General features: G+C 71.4%; 16 protein-coding genes. 11 read left to right on the forward strand and 5 right to left on the reverse strand.

What is annotated here, in order from left to right:
• Positions 1 to 9 precede the first annotated feature (9 nt).
• Entirely contained in the window at positions 10 to 645 is a 636-nt protein-coding gene (locus ACFJGV_RS00670; protein ID WP_378146052.1) for an FHA domain-containing protein, read from the forward strand.
• Between the two features lie 669 nt (positions 646 to 1,314).
• On the opposite strand, the gene ACFJGV_RS00675 is transcribed toward ACFJGV_RS00670, so the two are convergent.
• A complete protein-coding gene (locus ACFJGV_RS00675; protein ID WP_378146053.1) occupies positions 1,315 to 2,334 on the reverse strand; it encodes an asparaginase in 1,020 nt (339 codons plus the stop codon).
• A complete protein-coding gene (gene gabT, locus ACFJGV_RS00680) occupies positions 2,331 to 3,695 on the reverse strand; it encodes a 4-aminobutyrate--2-oxoglutarate transaminase (protein WP_378146055.1) in 1,365 nt (454 codons plus the stop codon). Before gabT ends, ACFJGV_RS00675 begins: the two co-directional genes overlap by 4 nt.
• 51 nt (positions 3,696 to 3,746) lie before the next feature.
• Here gabT and ACFJGV_RS00685 point away from each other — a divergent pair, with 51 nt between their 5' ends.
• The 9 genes from ACFJGV_RS00685 to ispG all read left to right on the forward strand — a co-directional run bounded on the left by ACFJGV_RS00685 (position 3,747) and on the right by ispG (position 12,886).
• Entirely contained in the window at positions 3,747 to 4,214 is a 468-nt protein-coding gene (locus ACFJGV_RS00685) for an OsmC family protein (protein ID WP_378146057.1), read from the forward strand.
• 27 nt (positions 4,215 to 4,241) lie between these two features.
• Positions 4,242 to 5,615, forward strand: a complete 1,374-nt coding sequence (locus tag ACFJGV_RS00690) for a DHA2 family efflux MFS transporter permease subunit (protein WP_378146059.1) — start codon at positions 4,242 to 4,244, stop codon at positions 5,613 to 5,615.
• A 104-nt stretch (positions 5,616 to 5,719) separates the two neighbouring features.
• Complete coding sequence (locus ACFJGV_RS00695; RefSeq protein ID WP_378146061.1) at positions 5,720 to 6,703, forward strand: FKBP-type peptidyl-prolyl cis-trans isomerase; 984 nt, start codon at positions 5,720 to 5,722, stop codon at positions 6,701 to 6,703.
• Positions 6,704 to 6,802: 99 nt separating this feature from the next.
• Positions 6,803 to 7,891: a 1-deoxy-D-xylulose-5-phosphate reductoisomerase gene (locus tag ACFJGV_RS00700; RefSeq protein ID WP_378148599.1), complete on the forward strand. Its 1,089-nt coding sequence runs from the start codon at positions 6,803 to 6,805 to the stop codon at positions 7,889 to 7,891.
• Between the two features lie 66 nt (positions 7,892 to 7,957).
• Complete coding sequence (locus tag ACFJGV_RS00705; RefSeq protein ID WP_378146062.1) at positions 7,958 to 9,283, forward strand: M50 family metallopeptidase; 1,326 nt, start codon at positions 7,958 to 7,960, stop codon at positions 9,281 to 9,283.
• A 76-nt stretch (positions 9,284 to 9,359) separates the two neighbouring features.
• Positions 9,360 to 10,589 carry a sensor histidine kinase gene (locus ACFJGV_RS00710; protein ID WP_378146064.1) on the forward strand — a complete coding sequence of 410 codons (1,230 nt, stop codon included), beginning with the start codon at positions 9,360 to 9,362 and terminating at the stop codon, positions 10,587 to 10,589.
• Positions 10,586 to 11,254, forward strand: a complete 669-nt coding sequence (locus tag ACFJGV_RS00715; RefSeq protein WP_378146065.1) for a response regulator — start codon at positions 10,586 to 10,588, stop codon at positions 11,252 to 11,254. The genes ACFJGV_RS00710 and ACFJGV_RS00715 overlap by 4 nt, the downstream gene beginning before the upstream one ends.
• 93 nt (positions 11,255 to 11,347) lie before the next feature.
• Complete coding sequence (locus ACFJGV_RS00720; RefSeq protein ID WP_378146067.1) at positions 11,348 to 11,626, forward strand: SHOCT domain-containing protein; 279 nt, start codon at positions 11,348 to 11,350, stop codon at positions 11,624 to 11,626.
• A 111-nt stretch (positions 11,627 to 11,737) separates the two neighbouring features.
• Complete coding sequence (gene ispG / locus ACFJGV_RS00725; protein ID WP_378146069.1) at positions 11,738 to 12,886, forward strand: flavodoxin-dependent (E)-4-hydroxy-3-methylbut-2-enyl-diphosphate synthase; 1,149 nt, start codon at positions 11,738 to 11,740, stop codon at positions 12,884 to 12,886.
• A gap of 576 nt (positions 12,887 to 13,462) precedes the next feature.
• Here the strand turns inward: ispG and ACFJGV_RS00730 are convergent.
• The 3 genes from ACFJGV_RS00730 to ACFJGV_RS00740 form a co-directional block, all read right to left on the reverse strand.
• On the reverse strand, positions 13,463 to 14,293 hold the full coding sequence (locus ACFJGV_RS00730) for an endonuclease domain-containing protein (RefSeq protein ID WP_378146071.1): 831 nt from the start codon (positions 14,291 to 14,293) through the stop codon (positions 13,463 to 13,465).
• 113 nt (positions 14,294 to 14,406) lie between these two features.
• Complete coding sequence (locus tag ACFJGV_RS00735) at positions 14,407 to 14,736, reverse strand: hypothetical protein (RefSeq protein WP_378146073.1); 330 nt, start codon at positions 14,734 to 14,736, stop codon at positions 14,407 to 14,409.
• Positions 14,737 to 14,740: 4 nt separating this feature from the next.
• Complete coding sequence (locus ACFJGV_RS00740) at positions 14,741 to 15,040, reverse strand: hypothetical protein (protein WP_378146074.1); 300 nt, start codon at positions 15,038 to 15,040, stop codon at positions 14,741 to 14,743.
• Between the two features lie 67 nt (positions 15,041 to 15,107).
• Between ACFJGV_RS00740 and ACFJGV_RS00745 the strand changes: the two genes are divergently transcribed.
• Positions 15,108 to 15,791, forward strand: coding sequence for a TetR/AcrR family transcriptional regulator (locus ACFJGV_RS00745; protein WP_378146075.1), 684 nt, complete (start codon positions 15,108 to 15,110; stop codon positions 15,789 to 15,791).
• Positions 15,792 to 16,020 lie beyond the last annotated feature (229 nt).

Genomic DNA, 16,020 nt, shown 5'->3' on the forward strand with positions numbered 1-16,020 from the left:
ACCTGCGGCATGACCCTGACCGAGGGCGCCTTGCTCTGCGGCGAATGCGGCACCTCGGCTCTCGCTCCGGCTCCGACCCTCGGCGACACCGCGCGCTACGACCGGCGGGCGCTGCGTCGCTCCATCGCCGCTCAGGCGGCGCAGGCGGGTCGTGCGACGGGCGTCGTGCCCCCGCCGAGCACGCCGCGGCACGCTGAGCTGCCCACCACCGTGATCCCCACGGTCACGGGCTCGGCCGAGGCCGCCGACAGCTCGGCAGCCCCCGCGGCCTCTGTGTCCGCCGCACCGGCTCCGTCCGCTCCCACGACGGGTGCCGTGGACCCCGGCGTGTACAGCCTGGCGTTCAGCACCGGCGACACCGTCCGGGTGTCCGGTCACGGGTTGGTGGGCCGCAACCCCACGCCCGCGGAGGGTGAGTCGTTCGACTACCTCGTGCAGATCGTCGACCCGGACCGCAGCATGTCGAAGACCCACCTCGAGTTCGGCGTGGGCGATGACGGGTTCTGGATTGTCGACCGCGGATCGGCCAACGGCACCCGCATCGTGGAGGGGCAGGAGGTCGTCGACCTCGACCCGGGTCTCCGCGTGACGATCTACCGCGGCCTGCGCGTCGAGCTCGGTGACCAGTTCTTCGACCTGCACTGAGGTTCGACGTGCAGTGAGGTTCGACCTGCACTGAGGTTCGACCTGCACTGAGGTTCGACGTGCTGTGAGGTTCGACGTGCGCTGAGGCGAGGTGTGCGCGTCCCGCTCACGCACAGCCGGGCGGATGCTCGGATCACTCCACAGATCGACTCCCGGCCGCCCGCGAGCGGGCTCGATCGGCTTCACTCGAGCCATGCATCCCACGTCAGTCCGGGGCTCCCGCTTCCTGTCGTCCTCCGCTCACAGCGCGCTGTCGGTGCCTGCGGGGGAGCACGTGCTCCTCGTCGCCGTGGCGGCGGTGGCACGCGCGTTCCTCCGGGCGCGCCTCGTGCGTCACATCGTCTCGGGCGGCGCGGCCGCGCTCGAGACCGACACTCCTCGCGCATGGTTCGATCACGCGCGGCTCGCCATCTCCGCCCGTCGAGGTTCGCGCGGCGAGCGCCTGACCGTGCTCGACTCGCGGGGCTCGCCTGAGCTCACGGTCGAGGTCGTCCCGCCCGGCGCCCTCCAGGGCGGTCGAGCGTGCACGGTCATCGTCATCGACTGTCCGCCGCTGGCCGAGGTACGGCGCCCCGGGGGCCCGGTGCTGACGGTGGAGTGCGACTTCCTGTCGGCTCCGTCCGCGGCGGGATGGTTCACCCCGTCGCGACGAGAGCCGGCACGGATGGCTCAGACCTCGGCAGAGACGCGGATGGTACCCACAGGGAGGCCGCCGCCGGTGACGAGCAGGTCGAGACCGGCGCGCACCCGGGCGACCGCATCCGAGGCGACCGCACCGCGGCGCTCGAGCAGCGTGAGCGCGACGAGCGACGCCGCCCGGAGGCTGCCGTCGAGCATCTTCACCGCCACGGCCGTGCCGTCCTCGGCCGCCATCACCATCACGCCCTCGGCGCCGAGCTTCGCGAGCACGCCGAGCTCGTCGATCACCACGGTGTTCGCGCGACCGGGGCCGTCGATGGCCCAGCCGTTCGCGAGCACGCTCGCCGTGAGGCGGGCCGCCGATCCGTCGCGGGCCGACCGCACACGGCCGATGCCTCGCGCCAGCGCGGTCAGCGACATCGCGTGCACCGGGGCGCCGCATCCGTCGATGCCGGTGTGCACGATCGGCTCGCCGGTGAAGGAGGTGACGGTCTCGCGCACGCGCTCCTGCAGAGGGTGGTCGAGGTCGAGGTACGACCCCACGTCCCACCCGGAGTGCACGCAGGCGAGCAGCATGGCGGCGTGCTTGCCCGAGCAGTTCATGAACACGCGACGCGGTCCGCCCTCCAGGGCGGCCGCCGAGCGGGCGACCGAGTCGCCGGGCCAGTCCGGCGGGCAGCCGAGCGCGCTCTCGGGGAGCCCGGCGAGGCGCAGGACCGACTCGACCACCTCGACGTGCTGCGGCGTCCCGGCGTGCGATGCGGTGGCGAGCACCGTCTGCACCGGATCGAGCTCGATCCCGGTGTCGAGCGCGGCGATCGCCTGGAACGGCTTCATGCACGAACGCGGGTACACCGCGATGCCGGGCGACCCGAGCTCGGTCAGCACCGAGCCATCCGGGCCCACGACCACGGCCGATCCCGCGTGCCGCGACTCCACGAAGCCGCTGCGCTCGAGCACGGCGAGCTCGACCGACTCCTCGAGGGTCGCGGTGCCGAGGGGACGGGTCGCAGCGTGCTCGTGGGCCGGGTCGGCGTGCCGACCGCTCATGCGCGGTCGAGGGTCGCGAAGCCCTCCTCGAGCACGTCGAGGGCGTCGTTCAGCAGAGCGTCGCTCGCGGCGAGCGAGGGGAGGAAACGGAGGACGTTGCCGTAGGTGCCCGCGTTGAGGATGAGCACACCCTGCGAGGCGGCGTGCGCGACCAGCGAGTTGACGGCCTCGGGGTTCGGCTCGCGGCCGGAGTCGGCGGTCCCGGGCTTCACGAGCTCGATCGCGACCATGGCCCCGACACCGCGGATGTCGCCGATGATCTCGTAGCGCTCCTGCAGGGCGCTCAGCCGGCTCTTCAGCACACGCTCGATGCGGTCGGCCTCGGCGAGCAGACCGCCGGCGTCGATCTGCTCGAACACGGCGATCGCCGCCGCGGCCGCGACCGGGTTGCCGCCGAACGTGCCGCCGAGCCCGCCGGGCTGGGCGGAGTCCATGATCTCGGCGCGCCCAGTGACACCCGCGAGCGGGAGGCCGCCCGCGATGCCCTTGGCCGACAGCACCATGTCGGGCACCAGCCCGAAGTGCTCGCTGGCGAACCAGCGTCCGGTGCGGGCCATGCCGCTCTGGATCTCGTCGGCGATGAAGACGATCCCGTTCGCCGTGCACCACTCCTGCAGGGCGGGCAGATAGCCCTCGGCCGGGACGACGAAGCCGCCCTCGCCCTGGATGGGCTCCACCACGAGGCAGGCCAGGTCGGCGGCGCCGACCGTCTTCTCGAGGTACCCGATCGTGCGGGCGGCGGCGTCGGCTCCGGAGAGCCCGTCGTGGTACGGGTACGAGTTCGGCGCGCGGTGCACGCTGCCGCCGAGCGGGCCGAAGCCGGCGCCGTACGGCATGGCCTTGTAGTTCATGGCCATCGTGAGGTTCGTGCGCCCGTGGTACGCGTGGTCGAGCACGGCGACGCCGCTGCGACCGGTGTGCTTGCGGGCGATCTTGACACCGTTCTCCACGGCCTCCGCGCCGGAGTTGACGAGCACGGTGCGCTTGACGAAGTCGCCGGGTGTCTTCTCGGCGAGCAGCTCGGCGACACGCACGTACTCCTCGTACGGGGTCACGGTGAAGAGCGTATGGATGACATCCTGCAGCTGAGCGGCCGCGGCCGCCACGACGTGCTCCTCCGCGTGACCGACGGTGGTGACGCCGATGCCGGCGCCCAGGTCGATGAACTGGTTGCCGTCGACGTCGACCAGGATGGCGCCGGACGCCTTCGCCACGTAGATCGGCAGCGCCGCACCCACGCCCGGAGGCACCACGGCCAGACGTCGGGCGTGAAGCTCCTGCGACCGGGGACCGGGGATGGCCGTGACGATCTTCCGCTCCTGCGTGACCGCGGCGACGGGGGCTTCGATGGTGTCTGTCATGAGGCTCGATCGTAGTCGGGCGCCCTCCGAGCCGAGGGCTAGTCTGAGCGCGTGAACCGTGAACATCACTACAGCGTCGATGCGGAATGGCTTGGCAATAGGGGGACGGGCACGTCCGCGTACCGCGAGTACGGGCGCACGAGCATCGTCCGTGCCGAGGCGAAGCATCCCATCGAGGCCTCCGCCGACCGCACGTTCCACGGCGACGCCGACCGCTGGAACCCCGAGGAGCTCCTCCTCGCGGCGCTCGCGGAATGCCACATGCTCTCGTTCCTCCACGTCGCCGTGCTGCACGGCGTGGTGGTCACGGGCTACACCGACCACGCGGAGGGGGTCATGGTGCAGGAGGGCGAGGGCGGCCGGTTCGTCTCGGCCACCCTGCATCCCGTCGTCGAGGTCTCCTCGGCGGTCACCGATGAGGAGATGAAGCGCCTGCACCACGAGGCCGCCGAGAAGTGCTTCATCGCGAACTCGATGAACTTCCCCGTCGAGCACGAGCCCTCGCTCGTCCGCCGCTGACGGCCCGTCGCAGCGAGGAGCAGATCGATGAGCAGGCCGACCGCAGCGCAGCAGAGGTTCGTCCTGGTCGTCGCCATCCTGGCGTCGTTCGTCTCCTTCCTCGACGGCACCGTCGTCAACGTCGCGCTGCCCGCCATCGACCGCGAGCTCGGGGGAGGGCTCGCCGCGCAGCAGTGGGTCGTCGACGCCTACCTGCTCACACTCGGCGCTGCGATCCTGCTCGCGGGAAGTCTCTCCGACGTCTTCGGCCGCCGGAAGGTGCTCGCCGCGGGCCTCGTCGGATTCGGCGTCACCTCGCTGGTCTGCGCGCTCGCGCCGACGGTCGAGGTGCTCATCGTCGCGCGTGGGCTCCAGGGCATCGCGGGCGCGCTGCTCGTGCCGAGCTCCCTCGCCATCATCATCGCGACGTTCGAGGGGCCGGCCGAATCGAAGGCCATCGGCACCTGGACCGCCTGGACCAGCACCGCGAACCTGGCCGGCCCCGTGCTCGGCGGTGTGCTCGTCGATCTCCTCTCATGGCGGCTGGTGTTCGGGATCAACATCCTGCCGATCGCCCTCACCCTGTTCCTCCTGAGGCGACTGCCCGCCGACAGACCACGCGAGGAGGGCAGCCGCGTCGACGTCACGGGCGCGATCCTGGGCGTCCTCGGTCTCGGCCTGCCGGTGTTCGCCCTCATCGAGCAGTCGCGGTTCGGGTGGGGGTCGCCGGTCGTCTGGGTGCCGCTCGTCGTCGGCCTGGCCGCCTTCGCAGTGTTCCTGGTGTGGGAGTCGCGGGCGAAGGCTCCGATGCTGCCGCTCGACCTCTTCCGCGCCCGCAACTTCTCGGCGGGCAACCTCGCGACCTTCTTCATCTACGGCGCCCTGTCGCTCGGGTTCTTCGTCGTCGCGGTGTTCCTGCAGCAGGTCGCCGGGTACAGCGCGACCTTCGCGGGGCTGGCGGCCATCCCCTCGACCGTGCTGCTCATCGCGCTCTCCACCCTCTTCGGCTCCCTGTCGGGCCGACTCGGCCCGCGGCTCTTCATGACCGTGGGACCGCTCATCGCCGGCGTCGGGTACCTGCTCATGCTGCGGGTCGACGCGTCGGCGGACTACCTCACACAGGTGCTGCCGGCCATCGCCGTCACCGGTCTCGGCATGACCATCACGGTCGCGCCGCTCACGTCCGCCATCCTCGGCGCCGTCCACGCGGGCCGGTCGGGCATCGCCTCGGCGGTGAACAACGCGGTCTCGCGTGTGGCGGGGCTGATCGCCATCGCGTTGACCAGCCTGATCGTCGGATCTCAGCTCGACCTCGACGGCTTCCACCGCGTGGCGATCGTCACCGCGGCGCTCTTCGCGGCGGGCGGCCTGATCTCCCTGGTGGGCATCCGCAACCCCCGTTCCCAGGCGGCGGCCAGCTGACGGCAAGGCGCAGCGGCGAGACTGTCGCGGCGGCGGATCACGTAGTCTGTCGCAGTCCCCCTCCCCAGACCTTCAGAGGACTCATGCGCCGCCTTCCTGTGACAATGACCGCGACCCTCGCCACGGCGGCCGCGGCTGCCCTGCTCCTGGCGGGATGCTCGTCCAGCCCCGATCCGGCCGAGAGCTCCGCGACCGCCGCCGCGCCGACGCCCGGCACCGCGAGCTGCGCCGACTCGGGCAGCGCCTCGAACTCGGTCACCGTCACGGGCGACTTCGGCGCCGCGCCGACGACCGCGTTCACCGGGCCGTACACGATCGACACCACCGAGCGCACGATCATCACGAAGGGCGACGGCGACGAGCTGGCAGCCGGCGACATGGCCACCGTCGACTTCACCATCTACAACGGCAGCACGGGCGACAAGGTGTTCTCCACGTTCGACCAGGGCTCCACGCCCCTCCAGCTGACGGTCGACGAGTCCCAGTTCATCGTCGGCGTGGTGCGCGCGGTCAACTGCGCGCCGGTCGGCTCGCGCGTCGCGGCGGTCATCCCGCCCGCCGACGGCTTCGGCACCAACGGCAACAGCTCCCTGGGGATCGGCGCCACCGACTCCATGGTGATGGTCGCCGACATCGAGCAGCTCGTCCCGTCGCGCGCCGACGGCCAGGACCAGCCCGCGCAGGACGGCTTCCCCACGGTGGCGCTCGACGACACCGGCAAGCCCACGATCACCATCCCGCAGGCCGACGCCCCCGCCGACCTCCAGCTCGAGGTGCTGAAGAAGGGCGACGGCCAGACCGTCGCCGACGGCGACACCGTGACAGTGCAGTACCAGGGCGTGATCTGGCGCACCGGTGAGGTCTTCGACCAGAGCTGGGGCCGTGGGCCCTCGTCGTTCCAGACCTCGGGTGTCGTCCCGGGCTTCAAGCAGGCGCTCGTCGGGCAGACGGTCGGCTCGCAGGTGCTCGTCGTGATCCCGCCGGCACTCGGCTACGGCGACCAGGGCAACTCGGCGGCCGGCATCCAGGGCACCGACACGCTCGTGTTCGTCGTCGACATCCTCGCCGCCGACACCCCGCGCAGCTAGACCTAGGTTCCGACCATGCGCCACGTCGAGGTGGTTCCGGCCTACCGATCGAGGGGGCGGAGCCACCTCGACGCGGCGAAACGGGAGAAGATGGTGCCCATGCAGCGTGTTCTTCTCCTGGGGTCCACAGGATCGATCGGAACGCAGGCGCTCGACGTCATCCGCGCGAACCCCGAGCGGTTCGAGGTCGTCGGGCTCGCCGCGGGGCGCAACCGCGAACTGCTCGATGAGCAGGCCGCCGAGTTCTCCGTCGATGAGACGGCGCTCGGAGCCGACGACGCCGAGCGGCTGGTCCGGTCGGTCGAGGCCGACGTCGTCCTGAACGGGATCACCGGTTCGATCGGGCTCGGCCCCACCCTCGCGGCGCTCGAGGTCGGCGCGACCCTCGCTCTGGCCAACAAGGAGAGCCTGATCGTCGGCGGCGACCTCGTGACGCGCCTCGCGCGTCCCGGCCAGATCGTGCCCGTCGACTCAGAGCACTCCGCGATCGCGCAGGCGCTCCGCTCGGGCACGCATGCGGAGGTGTCGCGTCTGGTGCTCACGGCGTCCGGCGGGCCCTTCCGCGGGCGCAGCCGCGAGTCGCTGCGCGACGTCACGCCGGCCCAGGCGCTCGCGCATCCGACCTGGGACATGGGCCTCGTCGTCACCACCAACTCCGCCACCCTGGTGAACAAGGGCCTCGAGGTGATCGAGGCGCACCTGCTGTTCGACGTGCCGTACGCCGACATCGCCGTCACCGTGCATCCGCAGTCGATCGTGCACTCGATGGTCGAGTTCACCGACGGGTCGACCATAGCCCAGGCCTCGCCGCCCGACATGCGGCTGCCGATCTCCCTCGGGCTCGACTGGCCGAACCGTGTGCCCGGCGTGGGTGCGCCCCTCGACTGGACCACCGCCCAGAGCTGGACGTTCGAGCCGCTCGACGACGAGGCGTTCCCCTCGGTCGCGCTGGCGAAGGAGGTGGGACGCGCCGGAGGCGGCTTCCCGGCTGTCTTCAACGCGGCCAACGAGCAGGCCGTGCGCGCGTTCCACGATGAGCGGATCGGGTTCCTCGACATCCTCGACACGGTGCGCCGCGTGGTCGACGAGCACAGCGAGGACGGCGGGGAGATCACCCGCGAGTCGCTGCTGGCCACCGAGACCTGGGCGCGCCGCGAGGCGGATCGGCTGATCGACTCGGTCTCCTAGCCGGCACATGGTCCGCATCCAGCCCCCGGTCAGCGTGGTGTCGGAGGCGGACTGTATCGTCCTCGTGTGGAATCCGTCCTCCAGTTCGTGCTCGGCGTCGCGATCATCGCCGTCGGTGTAGCACTGTCGATCGGTCTCCACGAGGTGGGTCACCTGGTCCCGGCCAAGCTGTTCGGCATCAAGGTCACCCAGTACATGGTGGGCTTCGGGCCGACGATCTTCTCGCGACGCAAGGGTGAGACGGAGTACGGCCTCAAGGCGGTGCCCCTCGGCGGCTACGTCGCCATGGTGGGCATGTTCCCGCCGCGCAAGGGCGGCGCCGCCACCGCGCAGAGCACCGGCTTCTTCCAGTCGATGATCCAGGATGCGCGGCAGCAGTCGGCCGAGTCGGTGGGCGACGACCACGACCGCGCGTTCTACCGCAAGCCCGTGTGGCAGCGCATCATCGTCATGCTCGGCGGCCCGTTCATGAACTTCGTGCTCGCCATCGTGTTCTTCGCGATCACGGTGTGCGTGTTCGGCACCGTGCAGTCGTCCACCACGATCGGCAGCGTCTCCGCGTGCGTGCTGCCGGCCACGAGCGAGCGGCAGACCTGCGAGGACGGCGACACCCCGTCGCCGGGGGCCGCGGCCGGCATCAAGCCCGGCGACCGCCTCGTCAGCGTCGCCGGCACCCCCATCGACAGCTGGGCGCAGTCGACGTCGATCATCCAGCAGTCGGCCGGAGACACCGTCCCCGTGGTCGTCGAGCGCGACGGCCAGCAGGTCACGCTCTCGGTGACGCCGCTCCTCACCGAGCGCTACGTCACAGACGACCAGGGCGCCGTCGTCAAGGGCTCCGACGGTCAGCCCGAGACGCAGAAGGTGGGCTTCGTCGGCATCGGGCCGGCCAGCCAGCTCGTGCAGCAGCCCATCACCGCGGTGTTCCCGCTCATGGGGCAGACCATCGGCAACACGGTCAACCTCGTGCTCAACCTCCCGCAGCGCCTGGTCGACGTGGCCAACGCCGCGTTCGGGTCGGGCGAGCGCGATCCGAACGGTCCGATCAGCGTGGTCGGGGTGGGGCGTGTGGCAGGCGAGATCGCCACGATCGACGAGATCCCACTCGCCAGCAAGGCGGCGACCTTCCTCGGCATGCTGGGGTCGCTCAACATCGCCCTCGGCGTAATCAACCTGGTGCCGCTCACGCCGCTCGACGGCGGGCACGTCGCCGCGGCGATCTGGGAGGCCATCAAGCGCGGCTTCGCCAAACTGCGCCGCAAGCCCGACCCGGGCCCCGTCGACGCCGCGAAGCTCATGCCGCTCACGTTCGCCGTGGTCATCGTGTTCATCGGCATGTCTGCCCTGCTCATCTACGCCGACATCGTGAAGCCCATCAACATCCTCGGCTGACGTACTCCCCGGGGAGTACGACAGCGTCCGCCTCCGGGGCGACGACATGGCGGTGACCCCTCGCTACGATCGGCACATGCGTCCCCTCAGCTTTGCCTCCGGGTTCGAGGGAGGAGGGCGCGGGGAGCACACGTTCGGCGGACGAGGACCGGTGTCGCCGCGCGCGACCCTGCTGCTGCCCGTGGTGGTGTCCCTCGTCATCGGCGTGGGCGGCACGGTCTTCCAGCTCGGCTGGGCGCGGATGTGGGGGGCCGCGGTCTGGTGGCATCCGGTCCTCGCGCTCGCCTTCGCCGTCGCCGGTCCGCTGCTGCTCCTCGCCGCCCGTCGCCTCCCCGGCCCGACGGTCGCGGCCGTGCTCGCGGTCACCGTCGCCGACGTGCTCGTGCAGCCCCACGTCGTGGCGCCTTTCGCCGCGGCCGCGTTCTCGATCGTCCTCGCGCTGGCGCGGGGAGCGCGGCTCTGGGCCTTCGCATCGGTCGCCGGCGCCTGGCTGGCCGGCCTCGCGGGGCTCTCGCTGATCGGTGCCGAGTGGCCGCCGCCGCGGCTCGTCGCCACCACCGTCGGTCTCATCGTCGCGCTCGGCGCCGGGGAGTTCCTGCGCACGAGGCGGCAGCGCATCCTGGAACGTCAGACGCTCTGGCAGCGACGCCGCGAGGATGCCGCGGCCGAGGAGCGCGTGCGCATCGCCCGGGAGCTGCACGACGTGCTCGCGCACTCGCTGTCGCAGATCAGCGTGCAGGCCGGCGTGGGGCTGCATCTGCTCGACGCTCAGCCGGAGCAGGCCCGTACGGCGTTGGAGAGCATCCGCGCCACCAGCCGGACCGCGCTCGACGAGGTGCGGAGTGTGCTGGGGGTGCTGCGCGCCGACGATCCCGACCGCGCTGCGACGGTCGGCGATGTCGGCTCCCCGGGGGCGGGCCGGGCGCCTCAACCCGGGCTCGCGAGCCTGCCGGGCCTCGTCGCGTCGGTCGCGACCCCCACCCTGACGACGTCGTTCGAGGGCGACACCGAGGTCGACCTCCCGCCGGCCACCCAGTCCGCGCTGTACCGCATCGCCCAGGAGTCGCTGACCAACGCGGTGCGGCACGCGCAGGCGACGACGGTGGTCGTGCGGCTCGACGCCCGCCCGGATGCGGTCGAGCTGACGGTGACCGATGACGGTCTCGGCCTCCGCGACGCCGACCCGGGCCGCGGCATGTTGGGGATGCGTGAGCGCGCCGAGCTGCTCGGCGGCACGCTCGCAGTCCAGCCGACCGAGGGCGGCGGCACGACCGTCCGTGCCGTCATCCCGAGAGGACGCCCATGATCCGCGTCGTGATCGCCGACGATCAGCAGCTCATCCGCGGCGGCTTCCGCGCCCTGCTCGAGAACGAGCCCGACATGACGGTCGTGGGGGAGGCGGCGACCGGCCGCTCCGCGGTCGACGTGGTCCGCGAGACGCAGCCCGATGTGGTGCTCATGGACATCCGGATGCCCGACGGCGACGGCATCGAGGCCACCTCCACGATCACCGCGAACCCCGCCCTGGCGGCCACGCGCATCGTGGTGGTGACCACGTTCGAGCTCGACGAGTACGTCGTCGACGCGATCCGCGCCGGAGCCTCCGGCTTCCTGGTGAAGGACACCGAGCCCGTCGAGCTGATCCGGGCCGTCCGGGTGGTGGCCTCGGGCGACGCCCTGCTCTCGCCGAGCGTCACCCGGCGGCTGCTCGAGCGCGTCGCCCCCGCACTGGCGCCCATGACGGGAGGCGCGCTGGGCGAGCTCACCGAGCGCGAGCGCGAGGTGCTCGCCCTCGTCGGCCAGGGGCTCACCAACGACGAGGTCGCGGGCCGGCTGTTCCTCAGCCCGCTCACCGCGAAGACGCACGTGTCGCGGATCATGTCGAAGCTCGGCGCGCGCGACCGGGTGCACCTCGTCGTGACGGCCTACGAGTCGGGGCTCGTGCGGCCGGGCATGCGCCCGGGGGAGTAGCGCCGATTCGTCCCGGCGGCGGATTCGCGCCCGACCGTCACACGCGAGTGTGGAGGTGCGGTCGCTCCGGCCGCACCGTCGAAGGGATCCACCGTGTCCGCACTGCTCACCACCGTCTCCGCTGCAGGGCCCATCGCCCACCACTGGAGTTTCGGACCAGGCCCGTGGCTGTTCATCCTCGTCCCGCTGTTCTGGTTCCTCGTTCTCGGGCTCGTGTTCGCGCTCGTCGGCCGGCGTCGCTGGCGGCGTCACGGCCCGATGTCGACTCGCAGCGCCGAAGCGACCCTGGCGGAGCGCTTCGCGCAGGGCGACATCGAGGAGGTCGAGTACCGCGCTCGACTCGAGGTGCTCCGGGCGAATCGGGCGTCCTGAACGCCGGGCGGATGCGGGTGTCCGGGGCCCGCATCCGCCCGCCTCGTCCGCCCCTCACCAGAGGGAACGGGCGCTGACCGCTCGCCCAGAGAACGGATCTAGACTGGCGTCGTGGCTGCCATCAACGTCGGGATCCCCCAGATCCCCGAGACCCTCGCCCCCCGTCGCAAGTCCCGTCAGATCAAGGTCGGGAAGGTCCTCGTCGGCGGAGACGCACCCGTGAGCGTGCAGTCGATGACCACCACGCCCACCACGAACATCAACGCGACCCTGCAGCAGATCGCCGAGCTCACCGCGTCCGGCTGCGACATCGTGCGTGTGGCGGTGCCCTCGCGCGACGACGCCGAGGCGCTGCCGATCATCGCCAAGAAGAGCCAGATCCCGGTCATCGCCGACATCCACTTCCAGCCGAACTACGTGTTCGCCGCGATCGACGCAGGCTGCGCCGCCGTCCGCGTGAACCCCGGCAACATCCGCAAGTTCGACGATCAGGTCGGCAAGATCGCCGCCGCCGCCAAGGCCGCGGGCGTCAGCCTCCGCATCGGCGTCAACGCCGGCTCGCTCGAGCCGTCGCTGCTCGCGAAGTACGGCAAGGCCACCCCCGAGGCCCTCGTCGAGAGCGCCGTGTGGGAGGCGTCGCTGTTCGAGGAGCACGACTTCCACGACTTCAAGATCTCGGTCAAGCACAACGACCCCGTCGTGATGGTCAAGGCCTACCGTCAGCTCGCCGAGCGGGGCGACTGGCCCCTGCACCTCGGCGTCACCGAGGCCGGCCCCGCGTTCCAGGGCACCATCAAGAGTGCCACCGCGTTCGGCATCCTCCTCTCGGAGGGCATCGGCGACACGATCCGCGTCTCCCTCTCGGCTCCGCCGGCCGAGGAGGTGAAGGTGGGGCTGCAGATCCTGCAGTCGCTCAACCTGCGCGAGCGCAAGCTCGAGATCGTCTCCTGCCCGTCCTGCGGCCGCGCCCAGGTCGACGTCTACACGCTCGCGAACGACGTCACCGAGGGGCTGCAGGGCATGACCGTTCCGCTCCGCGTCGCCGTCATGGGCTGCGTCGTGAACGGCCCCGGCGAGGCCCGCGAGGCCGACCTCGGCGTCGCCTCCGGCAACGGGAAGGGCCAGATCTTCGTCAAGGGCGAGGTCATCAAGACCGTCCCCGAGGCCGAGATCGTCGCCACCCTCATCGCCGAGGCCAACCGCCTCGCCGTCGAGATGCCCGCCTCCGCCGTCGGCACCCCCGAGGTCGTCACCGCCTGACCCCCGCCCGGGCGGCCTCCCCGGCCGTGTCGGCGCCGCTGACGCGGGTTCTGCCCGCTCAGCGCTGTGAGGGGCCCGCCCCGCCGCTCCCTTCGTGCGGGGGCAACCCGCATCAACCTTCGGCCCGAGCCTGAGGACTCCGTGTGGGTGGGGCCGCCGCGGGTGATGCGGGTTCCGCCCCTCCAGCGCCGCGGCGGGGCCTGCCACGCCCCGTATCCGCGTTTCGCAGGCGCAACCCGCCTCATGGCCGCACGCGCCGTCCCCGGCGGTCGTGCGCGTGGCCGGCGCAGCCTGCCTCGCAATCGCAACACGACACTCCATCCCCCGCCGCGACGAGTGCGGCGCTGCGGGTTCCGCCCGCCCCAGTCGCTGTCGGGGCCGATACAGGCAGCTGCGAGCTCTAAGCGGGCGCAACCCGCCCCGCACCGCGGATTTCCGCTGAGGCGCCGGTCTCGGCTCCTCGCCGGCCAGCCGACCGAAAGGCCGCACGGGGTGCGGGTTCCGCCGCTGTCGCACCGCGGCGGGGCCTGGCGGGCCCCGTGCGCACGTTCGGCGGGTGCAACCCGCGCCGCGGGCTCAGTGCGATCGGCGGTGCCCGTCTCGACGAACGATGTCGAGAATCGCCTCGAGGCAGCGCTCCCAGTCGTAGCAGACGTCCCAGTAGGTGAAGCGGAGCACGATGTACCCCTGGGACGCGGCCTCGCGGTCGCGTCGGCGGTCCTCTTGGAAGCCCGCTGGTGTCCCATGGGTCTGGTACCCGTCAACCTCGATGATGAGGCGATCTCCGACGAGCAGGTCCACCCGCCCGAGCCCCGGGATCCACACCTGCGAGCGCACCTTGACCCGTCGGTACCGCAGCCCCAACCGGACCTTCGTCTCGAGCCCGGACTGTGCCGATCCATCAGTCAGGGTGAGGAGGTCCCGGTGCCTCTGAGGCAGCGGAGTGAGAGCGTCGAGAAGCTGCGACCGTGTCATCAGTCCACGGTTGAGCACCGAGTCGAGCGTGGCGACGGCGTCGAACATGGACTGGCAGCGGACAGCACAGGCGACTGCCGCGGGCACAGTGTCGACGGCGGCCTCGGCAAGCGGCAGCACGAGCCGATGGACCCGCATACCATCGGCGGAGAGACGCGCACGCTTCGCCGTCGTCCGGAGATGGATCGAGTCGTCATGGAGGACCCAGACGCCCGACCTCGCGAGTAGGCTCAGACAGCTGAGCCTCCCGCCCGCCCGAATCGCGGCGACCGCCGCGCTGTCGGCGTTCTCGAGCGCGACCCACCCTTTGCGGATGCGCGTGAGGTCGCCGCGCCTGATCGCTGCGTCGATCGCCCGGGGGTGATGCCCGTCCGCGATGAGGACGACGCGTGAGCAGATCCCGCCGAGCCGAGACAGGCGTTCGAGGAGCATCGCCACAGGCTGGCGCGAACATCCTCGCCGCGGGTCCGCGCCCGGGCAACTGTGGAGAAAGACGCGCCGCTCCCCGCCTGTGCAGGAGCGGCCACACCCTCAGTGCGACGGGGTCAGCTGCCCGAGAGGACGGGGCATCCGTCGACGCCCTGGACGCACGTGCTCACGGAGAACCCGATGAGGCCCGTCGCCGACAGTGCCCACAGCAGCGCCACCGCGAACACGATCGCGCTCGCCGCGACCACCACCCCCACGATCGCGAGGGTGTCTCCGCTGCCGTGGGCTCTCGCCCGGAGCAGGGCGATGATGCTCACGATGAGTCCGAGGGCGGGTGCCACGACCGCGAGGGTGAGGCCCACGGTGCCCAGCACCGTCGTCCCAGCCGGAGTCGACACCTCTGCGACGTCGGTGGAGTGCTGCATCTCCCTGTCCTTCTCGACCACGGGGTCAGTATCCGTACGACACGGAGGCCGAGAGCACGCCCGCGATCGCGGAGACGATGCCGATGATGAGGCCGAGCACCATCACGATGATCGACACGATGATGCCCCAGCGGGCGAGGGCGTTGCGGTAGCCGGCGCGCTTCGACTGGTTCATCGCCACGATGCTGAGGATGAGGCCGACCAGCGGGATCACGAACGCGAGGATGAAGCCGACGATGCTGAGGGTGCGACCGGGGTCGCCGGCGACGGCGCCACCGGGCGCGGGCGAGGCAGGGGGCATGGGCGCGTACTGGTTCTGGGACATGGCAGGGTCTCCTTGATCTCATCCGACCGAAGGTGACTATAGCTCATGTCCGCGTGAGCGGAACAGCATGGCCGGTGCCACAATGGGCAGCGTGTCGAACCCGCCGCTCCCGCGCCGTGCCAGCGGCCGGCCGCGCGCGTCGTCGAAGGAGATGCTCGAGGAGGCGGCGGCCGAGCTGTTCGTCGAGAACACGTACGAGCGCACGACCATCGAGCAGATCGCGCAGCGTGCCGGGGTGAGCCGCAACACGTTCTTCAACTACTTCGCCTCGAAGAGCGACCTGCTGTGGGCCCGGCTCGACGATGGCGTCGACCTCCTCGCGGAGCGTCTCGCCGAGGCGTCGACGCATCCGATCGACCCGTACGACGCGGTGGAGCGCTCCATCGCCCAGACCCTGGAGGGCCTCGCGCGGGGCCCGGCGCCGCTGGTGCTCACCCAGTACGAGGTGATGGGGGTCGACGACGACCTCCGCGCCGGCGGACTGGCGCGAGCACTGCGCCATGCCGAGGTGATCGAGCGCTTCCTGGCCTCGCGCCTGGGCCCCGGATCCCCGTCGGCGCGCGCCATCTCGCTCGCGGTGGTGGGCGCCACCGCCGCAGCCGTGGGGGAGTGGGCGACCGCCGGACCGGGCCGTGAGGGCCCGGGCGCCTACGCGGTCGTCGCCGTGCATCCGGTGCTGACAGGATTCCGGTCGGCCGACGCATCCGCGGGAGACGGAATCGAGCCCCCGGAGGTCGTGGAAGGCCTGTAGAATCTCCTCTCGACGACGTCGATCCGGCCATCACCGGGGAGTCTCCGGAAGAACGGCGAGAGCTCAGTAGAACCGGGCGGGCGGGCCCGACACAGCCCAGACGAGCGGCCAGACGCAGAAGCACGAGCACCAGTACCACGCACGACGCAGACGCCCTGGCAAGCGAGGTGGTACCGCGGATGCGGAGCGCAGCTCCGGGTTCGTCCTCGTGGAAGAGCCTTCCAGTGGA

Origin of the sequence: Cnuibacter sp. UC19_7, assembly GCF_042699995.1 — a bacterium.
Taxonomy (GTDB): Bacteria; Actinomycetota; Actinomycetes; order Actinomycetales; family Microbacteriaceae; genus Cnuibacter.